We start from the raw sequence: 12,860 nt of genomic DNA on the forward strand, positions 1-12,860 counted from the left end.
GCAGCCAACCCCCTCCCTTCCTTTCCCTCCCCTCCCCTTCCTTTCCCTCCTCTCCTCTCCTCTCCTCTCCCCTCCGCTCTCCCCAGGAGGACAGAAATGTCTCCCCACCCCCGTCCCCATACGGCCGTCATCGGCCTGGGTGCCATGGGACTTCCCATGGCACGCCGCTTGGCCGGTGAACTGCCCGTCTCCGTCTACGACATCGCCGCCGACCGGCGGGCCACCCTGGCCGCCGAGGGCGCCCGCGACACCGCGTCCCCGGCCGAGGCCGCCCGTGACGCCGATGTCGTCGTGCTCGCCGTACGCGACCAGGCGCAGGTCGAGGGCGCGCTCTTCGGTGAGAACGGCGCCGCCGTTGCCCTCCGCCCCGGCGCGGTCGTGATCCTCACCAGTACGGTCGGCCCCGAGGCGGCGCGCAGCACCGCCCTGCGGCTCGCCGAGCGCGGTGTGCTCACCGTGGACGCGCCGGTCAGCGGTGGCCCGGTGCGGGCCGGTGACGGCGATCTGCTGATCGTCGTCGGCGCCGAGGACATGGCGCTGAAGACGGCCCGGCCGGTCCTGGACCTGCTCGCCTCGACGCTCACCGTTGTCGGCCCGCGCCCCGGTGACGGCCAGGCGATGAAGGCCGTCAACCAGCTCCTTGCCGGTGTGCACATCGCGGCCGCGGCGGAGGCCATCGCGCTCGCCCGCGAGCTCGGGCTCGACCCGGCGCTCGTGGTGGACAGCCTCAAGCACGGCGCCGCGGGCTCCTTCATGTTCGCGGACCGCGGGCCACGCATGGCCGAGACGTACGCCTCCGAGCAGGCCCCCGAGGTGAAGTCCAGGCTTGACATTTTCGTCAAGGACATGGGCATTGTGACCGGAATTGCGAAGTCTGCCCATGTTCCGGTCCCCCTGGCGGCCGCCGCCGAGCAGCTCTACCTGCTTGGCGAGCGTGCAGGTCTGGCCGCTCACGACGACTCCAGCATCGTCACCGTGCTCTCGCCGAAGGAGACCGACAGATGAGCGCCGCCACACTGCTCCTGATCGCCGCGGGCGGCATAGCCGCGCTGCTCCTGATGGTGATCCGTTTCAAGGTCAACGCGTTCGTCGCCCTGCTCCTGGCGAGCCTGGGCGTGGCGCTGGCCGCGGGCATCCCCGCCGCAGAGCTGGTCACCACCGTCCAGGAGGGCATGGGCCAGACCCTGGGCTATATCGCCATCATCATCGCGCTGGGCGCCATGGTCGGCCGGATGATCGAAATCTCGGGCGGGGCCCGGTCGTTCGCGCAGTCGCTGATCGACCGCTTCGGTGAGCGCCGCACCCCGCTGGCGCTGACCGTGGCCGGTTTCGTCCTCGGCATCCCGATCTTCTTCGACGTCGGCCTGATCATCCTGATGCCGATCGTCCTCGGGGTCGCCCGGGTCTCCCGCAAGCCGATCCTGCTGTACGCCCTGCCGCTGGCCGGTGCGATGCTCACCGTCCACGCCCTGCTGCCCCCGCACCCGGGCCAGGTGGCACTGTCCGGCCTCATCGGCGCCGACCAGGGCATGATCCTGCTCTTCGGCATCCCGATCACCGCGGTCGTGACCGTGGTCGGCTTCCTGCTCGCCCGCCGCATGACCCGCCGCGAGTACCCGATCGACCCCGAGCTGTACGAGCGGGTCTACGGCGGTACGGACCAGCCGGAGACGGACGGCACGGTGGGCACGGACGGTGCGGACGGCACGGGCGGCGGCTCCGGCTCCGCCCCCTCGACCGGCAGGCGGAACGCGGACAACGGCGACGCCCGCGGCACCACCGTCCTGGCCCCGGCGCCCAGCGACACCAAGCAGCCCGAGCGCCCGCCGTCCTTCGGGACGATCCTCACCCTGGTCCTCACGCCCATCGTGCTCATCATGCTCGGCACGGTCGGCACGACCTTCCTGCCCGAAGGCTCGCTGCTGCGGACCGTCCTCGGCGTGCTCGGTGCTCCGATGATCGCCCTGCTCATCGCCGTCGTGTTGTGCACCTACCTCCTCGGCGCCCGCCGCGGCTGGTCGGCCTCCCACATCGAGCAGGTCCTGAGCTCCGCACTGCCGCCCGTGGCACTGGTCGTCCTGGTCTCGGGCGCCGGCGGGATCTTCGGCAAGGTCCTCGTCAAGACCGGCATCGGCGACGCCGTCTCCGACGTACTGCAGGCCAGCGGTCTGCCGCTGCTTGCCCTCGCCTTCCTGATGACGCTGACGCTGCGCGCCGCCCAGGGCTCGGCCACGGTCGCACTGGTCACCGTCGGCGGCCTCCTCGCACCCCTCCTGAAGGACGTCGACCTGTCCTCGCCCCAACTGGCCCTGGTCGCCCTGGCCATGGGCGGCGGCGCCCTCGCCCTGTCACACATCAACGACTCGGGCTTCTGGATGCTCAGCAAACTGATCGGCATCAACGTCCCCACCGCCCTACGCACCTGGACAGTCCTGACCACGGCAATGGGCCTCACCGCCTTCGCCCTCACCGGGGTCTTGTGGCCGCTGGTCTGAACGGACGTGTCGGCCTGACGTGTCGGCCTGACGTGTCGGCGTACGGAGCTGTACCCCCAAGCCTCAACGGGCCTGGGGGCAGCTCTGTACGTGCGATGGGGCGGGTACTCAGGGGGCCGGGTTCAGACCGTCGCGGCCCGTGGCTCCGGTGCCGGTGTCGGTGCCGCGAGGCGGCCGGTGCGGTGGAGGCCGTACAAGGCGGTGGCGCAGGCCAGGCCCAGGGCGAGCAGGGTGAGCCACGGCAGGGCGGACATGCCCGCGGCGCGGGCGGCGTCAAGTGCCGCACCGGTCAACAGATTTCCCAGCGTGATGCCGATGCCGCAGATGGTGTTGTACAGGCCGTAGTGGGTGGCGACGAGGCGGTTGCCGGAGAGGCGGACGATGGTGTCCATCTCGAAGGGGTACGCGATCATCGTGCCGAGTGCGAGCAGCAGTGCCGCCAGCGCCGGGGGTACGGCTGCAAGGAGCCAGAGGCCCATGCCCTTGTCCGGTACGGGGATTGCCGTCGCCGCCAGCAGCGGCAGGAACGCCAGGCCCATCGTGGTCAGGCCCCAGGTGAGCGCGCGCCCGGGTGCCATGCGGGCCTTGCACCAGGCGGTCACCCGTGTCTGGCCGATGATGGTGCTGAGGCCGGAGACGGCGAACAGCACGGCCACCGCGGCGGTCCCGAACTCCCCGTCGCCGCCCAGGCGTCGCACCTCGAGCGGCAGGGCCAGGTAGACCTGGAAGGACAGGACGTACGAGCCGATCATGGCCGCCGAGAAGAGCAGGAACGGGCGGTTGGTGATGACCGAGCGCCACTGGGTCAGGACGCCTTCGGCATTCTCGTGCGGCGTCTTGTCGCTTGCGTGGCGCGGCGGTAGGGCGCGGATCTGCACGATGCTCAGGAGCGCGAAGATCGCGGCCGATACCAGGCAGGTCACGCGGAAGTCGATGCCGGTCAGCAGCATGCCCACCAGCGGGCCGAGCAGGATGCCCGCCTGGTAGAAGACGTTGAACAGGGCGAAGGCCTCGACTCGGCGTTCCCCGGCGTCGGCGGCGAGATAGGCGCGTACCGCCGGGTTGAACAACGCGCCCGCGAGCCCGGTGGCCGCGGAGGCGGCGAGGAGTGCGGGCAGCGAGTCCACCAGACCGAGCGTGGCGAAGCCGAGAGTTCGCAGTACGCATCCGGCGACTATCAGGGGCTTGTAGCCGAGGCGGTCGGCGAGGGTGCCGCCGACCAGGAACATGCCCTGCTGGCTGAAGTTCCGTACGCCGAGGACGAGTCCGACCAACAAGGCCGAGAGGCCGAGGGTGCCGGAGAGGTGGGCGGCCAGATACGGCATCAGCATGTAGAAGCCCAGATTGATGGTGAACTGGTTCACCATCAGGAGCTGGACGCTGCGCTCGTAGGAGCGCACCTGCGCGAGGGTGCTCTTCACCGGTTCTCCTCCTCGGCCAAGGTGAGAGGGTCGACCACGGTGGCGCAGCGCGTCCAGCGCGCGACTTCCTTCTCGTTGAGGCGTCCCACCACCTCGGGTTCGGCGGTGGGTGGAGCGTCGAGCAGGCCGTGCGCCGCGCAGTAGTCGTCGTCGTAGACGGTGCCGAGGTAGCGCTGCGGGCCGTCCGGGAAGATGGCCGCGATCCGGGTGTCGGCCGGGCGGGTCCGGGCGAGCCAGCCCGCGACCAGCGCGACCGCGCCGACGCTCCAGCCGCCGGTCGCGTAGTGGGACGTGGCGAGTTGGCGGCAGGTCCACACCGCCTCGGCCGGGGCCACCCAGTGCACCGCGCTGAAGGCGTCGTACGCGACGTTGCGCGGGTAGATGCTCGACCCGAGGCCGCGCATCAGGCGGGGCCGGGACGGCTGACCGAAGATGGTGGACCCGATGGTGTCGACTCCGACCACCTCGAGTCCCGGGTAGAGCTGGCTCAGGACCCGGGACACGCCCGCCGAGTGGCCGCCGGTGCCGACGCTGCACACCAGGACGTCGATATGGCCCAGCTGCGCGGCGAGTTCGAGGGCGAGCGGGGTGTACGCGGTGGTGTTGTCGGGGTTGTTGTACTGGTCCGGGCACCAGGACCCGGGGTGCTGCTCCAGGAGGTGGGCCACCCGGTCGCGGCGGGCCTGCTGCCAGCCGCCGGTGGGGTGCGGCTCGGAGACGACGTTGACCTGGGCGCCGTACGCGGTGAGCAGCCGGGTCATCGACAGCTCGAGCCCCGGGTCCGTGACCAGGGTGACGGGGTGGCCGTGCGCCATACCCGCGAGCGCCAGACCGAGGCCGAGTGTGCCGCTGGTCGACTCGATGACCCTGGCGCCGGGTTGCAGATCACCGCGGGCGCGGGCCCGCTCGACCATGTGCAGGCCGGGACGGTCCTTTATGCCGCCGGGGTTGAAGCCCTCCAGCTTGGCCCAGAAGCCGCGCCCGGCGGGGGCCAGCGGCTCGGAGATGTGCAGGACCGGGGTGTTGCCGACGAGCCCGGACACACCAGGGGTGGTCGGGGTCGACGCGGCGAACACCGGCCCGGTACGGGGGGATTCGGGGTCGGAGACGACGATGGGGGGTTGAGATCGCATGGTGTCGCTTTCACTCGAAGTACGGGTGTACGGGTGTACGGGTGTACGGGTGTACGGGTGTACGGGGTGCTCTGCGCGCGGGACGGCACGCGGGGCGGGTGGCCTAGATGAGCCACCGGCAGACCCGGGCGAGGGTTCTTCGAGTGGTGCGGGGTGGTGCGGGCTCGTGCCGGGGTGGACGGGCCCGTACAAGCCGGGGCCAGGGAGCGGCGACGGCGGTCGCCGTGGCCAGGAGGGGCAGGGGGCCCACGGGTGTCGACCGGCCTTGCGCCACGTCCGCTCGGCCGCGGACGAGGAAGCGGCAGTCCGTGTCGTGGTGGGGAGTTGGCGGTGCGGAGAGGGTGGCGGACCTCTCGGCGGGGGCGCTGAGGGGCTGGGTCGAGAACTGCGGGTGTGCGTCGTTGTGTACTGGCAGCAGGCAGTTGAGGAGCAGGGCCAACAGGCCACCGAGAAGAATTCTGCGCAGCGGACATCCCGGCTGCTGCAGAGGAATCCGACCAAGAGACAGATACGTCACGGCACTCCGTACGGCAGCCCTCATGACCGGAAATCCGGTCGGGCGGCAGGAAGGGTCAGCGGGGCGACGAGGGGTGCCCAACTCGGTGCCGCATGCCCTTTATCGCGGAATTACCTGCGGAGGAGATACGGCCGATCGGGCACCGGAAATTGGCGCATTCGCCCCATGGTGGAAATGCCCGGAATCAGGGTGAGGTGAAATACGGCGACCAGTTCGAGGGTGGTCGGCCTAGACCCGCAGAATCGCTGGATCTCTCCCGGTCGCCGCGGCGGCCGGATCCGCCGCGGCCTGCCGGGAGTGGCGGGCGGCGGGCAGCGGCGCCCGCGTGCTGACGTCAAGCCGACATACACCGGGAACGGGCAGGTCAGCGCCGTGCTGGGGCTGACTGGCCAGGCAGTCAGCGGCGGCGTGCTCCGGGGTGTCACCGTCGTGTTGGTGAGGCGGGTCCTCGTGCGCGGTGCGGGGTGCGGATGCCGTTGTGGCCGCGGTGGAGATGCCGACGGAAATGTGGCTTGCGGCGCTTTCGCCACTCACTCCGTGCGTATACAACAACCCCAGAAGCAGGGTGGCCATCCAGAACAGCCGCCACGGGCCCGCCGATTGTGAGCGGGCCCGGAGCGTCCGTGAAGTCCGGGAGGCCGTAACCATGCCGTGATCGTAGCGTCAATTGGTCCGTGGTGCGCAACCAAGTCGATGGAATAGGGCGTGAATTGGCCGCTGGCGTAGAAGGTGTGGTCCACGTAGAAGGTGTGGTCCGGGTGCCGTTCCGGGCCCCACGCTCAGGTGGTGCGGGGCCCGGAACGGCTTACGGAGTGCTGCGGATCAGAGCCGGTCGAGGATCTTCTCGAACTGCGCGACCTCGGCGGACTGGCCCTTGATGATGGCGTTCGCCATCTTCTTGGCGTCGGCGCTCTTGCCGTTCTTCAGCTCGTCCTTGGCCATGGTGATCGCACCCTTGTGGTGCTCGATCATCATCTCGGCGAAGGCACGGTCGAAGTCCGCGCCCTTGGCGGCCTTGAGGTCCTTCATGTCCTGCTCGGACATCATGCCGTCCATGCCGCCCGAGCCGCCGTGCTCGGAGTGGTCCATGCCGGGCATGGACTCCGACTCGGCGGGCTTGCCCCAGGACTTCAGCCAGCCCTTGAGGGTCTTGATCTCCGGGTCCTGGGCCTTCTCGATCTGCCGGGCCAGCTTCTTGATCTCCGCGTCGGAGGCCCGGTCCTCGGCCGGCTTGGCCATGTCGAGGGCCTGCTGGTGGTGCGGGATCATGCCCTGGGCGAAGGTGACGTCCGCGTCGTTGAAGTCCGCGGCGGACGCGTTGCCGCCCGGCTCCTTGGCGGTGGCGGAGGACTTGGCGCCCTGGTCCGTGCCGCTCATGTCGTCGTCGTTGCCGCACGCGGCGAGCAGCAGAGATGCGGAGGCGACGACGCCCACGGCCGCGAGACGGCGGCGCAGGGGACGGCGGATGGTGCGGTTGCTCGAGCTCATGTCGATATACCTCTGGTGTTCAGTACTGCGGGTGTGTGTCCTGGCGTACGTGGCTCACGCGGGCAGCACGAAGAGCGCCCGCGCGGACGGTTCGGCCTAGATCCGCAGGACTGACGACTGAGCGAGGACCGGTATACGCGGCGGAGGATTCGGCCGCAGCAGCACCACGGACCGCGCGAGGAGCTTCGCCAGCCAGCCGGACCGACGGATGAACGCGGCGTACCGCAGGGCTGCCAGCGCCCAGGCGCCGACCAGGACGGCCACGCACAGCGAGGCCATGTCCATCCCCATGCCGGTGCCGTGCTGGTCCACCGTGGCGGTGGCGTGCTCGTGCTTCTGCCCGTGCTCGTGCTCGGCGGATGCCGCGCCGAGGGCGGGGGAAGAGGCAGCGGCCGTCATGGCGGCGTGGTCCGGCCCCGGCGCCGTATGCGTGCCCGCGACGGGGCCATGTGCTCCGGCGGCCATCCCGGCCCCGGAGGAGGCAGCGGAGTCGTCGGGATGACCGACCGTATGCATGACGAACACGCCGAGTGCGAGCACGACGACCAGCAGCAGGTGCGCCATGGCACCGGCCGCTCGCGTGTGCTTGCTCGTGTTCACCGCTCGACCTCCGCAGACGACAGTACCCAAGTGTCGTCGGAGCTGCGTGGGGCGGCTCCCTGTGGACGGGCGGATGCGGGACGGCGGAACCGCTGTCGTAGGCTCGTCCGCGGAGCGCCCGAGGCGCCGAGGAGCTCCACGGACGCGCCGCTCGCCGGCCGTCCTCCTGCCAAGAACCTTCATCGCTCCGGGACGGACCCCATGCGCAAGACCACTCTTCTCGCCGTGGCACTGACCGCGGCCGCCGCGCTGACGCTCACCGCCTGCGGCAGTGGTGACGGCGGCGGAGGCAAGGATGGCGAGCACGGCGCCCATCAGCCGTTCGAGGTCTCCGGCGGCAAGCAGGACAAGGCCTCGTCCACCGTCCTCGACACGCCCTTCGCCAAGCCGGATGTGGTCCTCACCGACACCCACGGCAAGAAGTTCGACCTGCGCGAGGAGACCAAGGGCAAGCCGACGCTGATCTACTTCGGCTACACCCACTGCCCCGACGTGTGCCCGCTGGTCGTGAGCAACATCGGCGTCGCGTACAAGGAGCTCAGCAAGGCCGAGCAGGAGCAGGTGCGGGTCGTCTTCATCACCTCCGACCCCGAGCGCGACACCCCCAAGGAGCTGGGCAAGTGGCTCCCGGCCGCCGGGAACCCCGACTTCATCGGCCTGACGGGCGACTTCAAGACCATCCAGGCGGCCGCGCGCAGCGTCGGCGTCGGCATCGAGGCACCCGAGAAGGACAAGGACGGCAACGTCCTCTCCACGCATGGAAAGACCGTCCTCGCCTTCTCACCCAAGGACGAGAAGGCGCACGTCATCTTCCATGAGGAGACGACCTCCGACGCCTACGCCAAGGCGCTGCCGAAGCTGATCAAGGGCCAGAACCCGTAGAGCGAGAGGCCCCTTCCTGCTGCTTGCGCCACCCGTACCGGGTCAGACCACGGGGCTTGAACACCGCGAGCCCCGTGGCCGCAAGCAGAACGGCGAGCGCCGCCGCGGCATCGGCCACGAGTTGGATCCGCAGGCCGCCGAGGTCGCCATCGGCGAGTGTGGTCGTGGCGGCCAGGTCGGCGACCGCGCCGACGGGCTGCGTATGCAGGAGCAGCAGGGCGGTGGCGGCCACGGTCAGGAGCAGTTTCGCGAGGACCCAGTAGTGCCGGACCAGGCCCCAGGACGTGCCGAGGGACTGCACGATCCCGGTCAGTAGCGAGGCGAAGGCCAGCGGCACGATGACGTACCAGGTCGCGACCTCCATCGCGAGATACGCGCCCCGCACCTGCCGCGCGTCCTGGCCGGTCAGGCCCACGACGGCGAGCGCCAGGAAGACCGTGACCGCGCCGGCCCACCCCACGGACGTGAGGACGTGGGTGGTCAGCGCCAGCTTGCGAAGCCGGGGCGGCATGACCATCAGTGACCGCCGGAGTGCATGCCGCCGCCGAATCCGCTTCCGGTGAGGTGCAGCACGACGAACGTCAGGAACACGGCGAGGGCGACGGCTGCGGACACCTTCACCCAGCGTGGGGCGCGGGGCGGCGTGTGGGTCATGGATACCTCCGAGGTTTTATCGATACACAGTGTCTCTCTCTATCCAGAGTGTATCGACTCTGTCGCCTCGTATGCTGGGTGGGTGCCAAAGCTGTGGAACGACACGATCGACGCGCACCGCCGCGCCGTCCGCGAGGCGACCCTGGACGCGACGGCGAAGCTGGTGGCCGAGTACGGCCTGCGCGGGGTGACGATGTCGAAGATCGCCGAAGAGGCGGGCATCGGCCGGGCCACGCTCTACAAGTACTTCCCGGACGTCGAATCGATCCTGGCCGCCTGGCACGAGCGCCGGATCGCCGAGCACCTCGAGCAGCTCGCCGAGCTCCGCGACGGCCCGGGCGGTCCCGGTGAGCGGCTCGAGGCCGTACTCGAGACCTATGCGTTCATCCAGCAGCGCCGCCACGGCCACGGCGCGGAGCTCGCCGCGGCCCTGCACGAGGGCGAGCACGTCGCGCGCGCCCAGGAGCATCTGACCGGGTTCATCCGCGGCCTCCTCGAGGAGGGTGTGGCGGCGGGCATCATCCGGAACGACGTGGCCCCCGACGAGCTCGCGAACTACTGCCTGCACGCCCTCGCCGCAGCAGGCACCTCGCGGTCCAAGGCCGCGGTGCGCCGCCTCGTCGCGGTCACCCTGTCCGGTCTGCGCCCCTCGAACTGACCCTCGAACTGAGCTGACGCCGGGGCTACTTCGCCGAGGCCGCCGTCGGCCGTTACGCGGAGGTGACCTCGGTGACCTGGTCGTAGCCGGTGCGGAGCAGGAACGTGTTGAGGCGGCCGTACGACTTGGCGCCCAGGACGAAGAAGTGCGGTTCGGGGGTGCGGAGGGTGTCGAGGCCGGGGCAGGTCTGGGCGAGGCAGTCTCCACCGGCCGAGCCCAGGAGGGCGGCGGAGAGGTTCATCGGGGCGCCGGTGGCGTAGCACTCGTGGACCTGGAGCTGGCGGTGGAGCGAGGGGTCGCCGGTGTAGCCGGTCAGGGAGACGACGTGGTCGGCGAGCACCTCGTGCGGGCCGTCCGCGGTGGCCAGGGAGACCCGGATGCGGCCGGTGGCGGCATCGGTGTGCAGAGACTGGACGCGGGCGCCGGTGTGCGCGGTGACGCGGTCGTGTCCAGCGGCCGTCGTGTCCGTCAACCGGCATGCGACGTCGACGAGTTCCTGTCGGCCGGGCAGGGTGTCGTTCTCGATGGCGCCCCAGTCCGGGGCGGGGGAGCGGATGGCCCATACGAGCCGCGTGTCGGGCAGGGCGGCCAGATCGCGAGCGGCCGTCTGGGCGGACTTGCCCGCGCCGACGAGCAGCACCGTGCCGGACCAGCGGCCGGGGTCGGTGGTCGTGTCGGGCAGGCTGCGGGTGATGCGGTCGGCGAGGGCGCGTTCGCCGGGGGCCGGGATGCCGCCGTCGCCGAGGGTGTTGGGGTGGCCGTAGGTGCCGGTGCAGTCCAGGACGAGGGTGGCTTCGGCGGTGTCCTCGCCGTCCGGGGTGTCGAGGAGGAGCGTGAAGGGAGCTTCGGTACGGGTGGGGGTGCCGATGTGTTCGTGCTTGAGCAGGCCGGTGCGGGCCAGGGCGGCGACGCGGGTGCCGTAGCGGATCCGGCCGTCGAGGGCGGGGAGTTCGGCCACCGGACGCAACAGCTCCTCGGCCAACTCGGTGCCGGTGGGGCAGGCCGCCCCGGCCGGGGCCGCGGGCAGGTGGGCGCGCATACGCGGGGAGACGTTGAGGTCCCAGGGGGTGAACAGGCGGACGTGGCCCCAGGCGCGGACATGCGTGCCGGGCCCGGCCCCCGCCTCGTACACGGTGACGGGCCATCCGGCGTCCGCGCAGGCGAGGGCGGCGTCCAGGCCGATGGGCCCGGCTCCGAGGACGGCGACGTTCGCGGCGGGCGCAGTGGACGGCATGGCCAACTTCCTTGCGTAGAGGGGAATTCAGGGAATTCAGGGGGTTCAGGGAGATTCGGGGTGATTCAGATGGCGCAGTGGACGGGGCGGGGCAGCGTTCCGTCCGCGAGTCGGGCCGCGAAGAAGCGCTCGGTCACGAGCCGTTTCCCCTCCTCCAGGGGTGTTCCCGCGGGGGCGAGGTGGAAGTCGGGGCTGGTGGCGGCGTCGGCCCCGGCGGGGTGCCAGTGCAGGCCGTTCGCGCTGACGGTGAGTTCCGGTACGGAGGTGTCCTCGCCGATCTCGATGCCGGTGTCCGCGAAGCCCCGGCGCAGCAGCGGCCGTACGGCGAAGTGGTCCTCGGGGAGCCCCAGTTCGGCCAGGAGCGCGGCGACGGCCGGGATCTCGGGGCCGTTCTCCGGGGTTTCGGTGAGGGCGACCCGCGGCGGCAGGCCGATGTCGACGAGGTGGCGGATGCCGTCCAGGGTACGGGCGAACGAGCCCGCTCCGCGGTGCAGGTCGTGGGTGGCGGCGGTGGCGCCGTCGAGGGAGGTCTGCACGGTGAGCTTGCGGCCGGACAGGTCGACCAGGCCGTGGGCGCGGCGGCCGCGCAGCAGCATGGCGTTCGTCATCACGACGGTGGGGAGCCGCGCGCACGCGTGGTCGAGCAGACCGACCAGGTCCGGGTGGAGGAAGGGCTCGCCGCCGGTGACGTACAACTCGGTGAAGCCCGCCTCGACCGCCTCGTCGACCAGGTCGCGGCAGACGTCGGTGGTCAGGGTGCGCGGAGCGGCCCGGGGGGACGAGGCGACGGCGCAGTAGTCGCAGGCCAGGTTGCAGTGGAAGTTGGTGTACAGCCACAGCCGGGAGGGGAAGTACGCGCTGCCGAACAGCGGTACCACGGGCCGGTCGCCGCTTTCCGCGCCCGGCGCGTCGGCGGAACCCCAGCCCTGTCCGAGCTCTTCGAGCAGGGGATGCCCCACATCGGCCGGGGTGAAGCCGGTCGGCAGGGTGGAGCGGTAGAGGTGGTAGCGGCCGCGTGAGCGCTCGCGCGGAGGCAGGATCTCCAGACAGGTGGTCCACCAGCCGGTCTCGATCGTCTCGACGAACACCTCCGGAAGCCCGGCCGCGCGCATCGAGGCCGCCTGGGCCCGCCAGTCGTACGCGAGCGGGATCAGCTCGGCGGCCGCCTGTCCGTCGTCGAGGTCCAGGAGCGCGTACCAGACCTCGCGGCGCCCGTCGTTGGCGGGCTTGCCGAGCACCCCTACGTTCACGACGAGGCTGCCGTCGACCCGCCGCTTCCAGGGCAGGCCGCTGTGCGTGCACAGGATCACGTCCGCGCCGGAGGCCCGTACCCGCTCGCGGTGCTGGTCGTCCGGCAGGGAATCCCACCAGAAGTCGTTGAGGGCCAGGGTCGAGCCGTGCACCATGTGCACGTCGCAGCGACCGATGGACTCCCGTCGCTCGATGGGTAGTTGGCCCATCCAGGCGGCGAACTCGCGGCTCGTGGTGGCCAGTGTGTGGTCGTAGATGAGCTGCGCGAACTCGTTGTCCTTGGGGTCGCGGTAGCCGCAGCCGCAGTCGGTGTCGCCGCGGGCGATCGCCACGTCATAGTTGCCCGCCACGCACGTGATGTCGTACGCCGTCAGAATCGGCCACAAGGCGTCGACCTCGGCGCCGAAACCGCCCAGGTCACCCAGGCAGTACAGGCGCTCGGCGCCGCGCGCGCGAGCGTCGTCGGCAAAGGCCTGGAGGGCGTACGGGTTGCCGTAGGGGCCGCCGCAAACCGCGATGCGCATGGG

The 12,860-nt window shown here is 70.8% G+C and carries 12 protein-coding genes; 4 read left to right on the forward strand and 8 right to left on the reverse strand.

What is annotated here, in order from left to right; translation table 11 throughout:
• The first annotated feature begins 96 nt into the window (after positions 1–96).
• Positions 97–1,005 carry an NAD(P)-dependent oxidoreductase gene (locus tag ACWD10_RS05590; protein WP_451087329.1) on the forward strand — a complete coding sequence of 303 codons (909 nt, stop codon included), beginning with the start codon at positions 97–99 and terminating at the stop codon, positions 1,003–1,005.
• Positions 1,002–2,495, forward strand: a complete 1,494-nt coding sequence (locus ACWD10_RS05595; protein WP_451087331.1) for a GntT/GntP/DsdX family permease — start codon at positions 1,002–1,004, stop codon at positions 2,493–2,495. Before ACWD10_RS05590 ends, ACWD10_RS05595 begins: the two co-directional genes overlap by 4 nt.
• Positions 2,496–2,617: 122 nt before the next feature.
• Here ACWD10_RS05595 and ACWD10_RS05600 read toward each other — a convergent pair whose 3' ends face one another.
• The 4 genes from ACWD10_RS05600 to ACWD10_RS05615 form a co-directional block, all read right to left on the reverse strand.
• The gene (locus tag ACWD10_RS05600) at positions 2,618–3,916 is read right to left on the reverse strand and encodes an MFS transporter (protein WP_451087333.1); all 1,299 of its coding nucleotides are present in this window, start codon (positions 3,914–3,916) and stop codon (positions 2,618–2,620) included.
• Complete coding sequence (locus tag ACWD10_RS05605; protein ID WP_451087335.1) at positions 3,913–5,049, reverse strand: PLP-dependent cysteine synthase family protein; 1,137 nt, start codon at positions 5,047–5,049, stop codon at positions 3,913–3,915. Before ACWD10_RS05605 ends, ACWD10_RS05600 begins: the two co-directional genes overlap by 4 nt.
• A 1,339-nt stretch (positions 5,050–6,388) precedes the next feature.
• Entirely contained in the window at positions 6,389–7,054 is a 666-nt protein-coding gene (locus tag ACWD10_RS05610; protein WP_451087337.1) for a DUF305 domain-containing protein, read from the reverse strand.
• Positions 7,055–7,150: 96 nt separating this feature from the next.
• Positions 7,151–7,654 (reverse strand): DUF6153 family protein, encoded by a 504-nt coding sequence (locus ACWD10_RS05615; RefSeq protein ID WP_451087339.1) that lies wholly within the window; start codon positions 7,652–7,654, stop codon positions 7,151–7,153.
• A gap of 201 nt (positions 7,655–7,855) precedes the next feature.
• Between ACWD10_RS05615 and ACWD10_RS05620 the strand changes: the two genes are divergently transcribed.
• Complete coding sequence (locus ACWD10_RS05620) at positions 7,856–8,536, forward strand: SCO family protein (RefSeq protein ID WP_451087340.1); 681 nt, start codon at positions 7,856–7,858, stop codon at positions 8,534–8,536.
• Here the strand turns inward: ACWD10_RS05620 and ACWD10_RS05625 are convergent.
• A complete protein-coding gene (locus ACWD10_RS05625; RefSeq protein WP_451087342.1) occupies positions 8,517–9,047 on the reverse strand; it encodes a hypothetical protein in 531 nt (176 codons plus the stop codon). The genes ACWD10_RS05620 and ACWD10_RS05625 overlap by 20 nt on opposite strands.
• A 5-nt stretch (positions 9,048–9,052) precedes the next feature.
• A complete protein-coding gene (locus ACWD10_RS05630; RefSeq protein WP_451087344.1) occupies positions 9,053–9,190 on the reverse strand; it encodes a hypothetical protein in 138 nt (45 codons plus the stop codon).
• Between the two features lie 82 nt (positions 9,191–9,272).
• Between ACWD10_RS05630 and ACWD10_RS05635 the strand changes: the two genes are divergently transcribed.
• Complete coding sequence (locus ACWD10_RS05635; RefSeq protein WP_451087346.1) at positions 9,273–9,848, forward strand: TetR/AcrR family transcriptional regulator; 576 nt, start codon at positions 9,273–9,275, stop codon at positions 9,846–9,848.
• 52 nt (positions 9,849–9,900) lie between these two features.
• Here ACWD10_RS05635 and ACWD10_RS05640 read toward each other — a convergent pair whose 3' ends face one another.
• Entirely contained in the window at positions 9,901–11,082 is a 1,182-nt protein-coding gene (locus ACWD10_RS05640; RefSeq protein ID WP_451087348.1) for a hypothetical protein, read from the reverse strand.
• Positions 11,083–11,147: 65 nt separating this feature from the next.
• Positions 11,148–12,857, reverse strand: coding sequence for a radical SAM protein (locus tag ACWD10_RS05645; protein WP_451087350.1), 1,710 nt, complete (start codon positions 12,855–12,857; stop codon positions 11,148–11,150).
• Positions 12,858–12,860 lie beyond the last annotated feature (3 nt).

It is taken from the genome of Streptomyces sp. NPDC002851 (assembly GCF_053591935.1).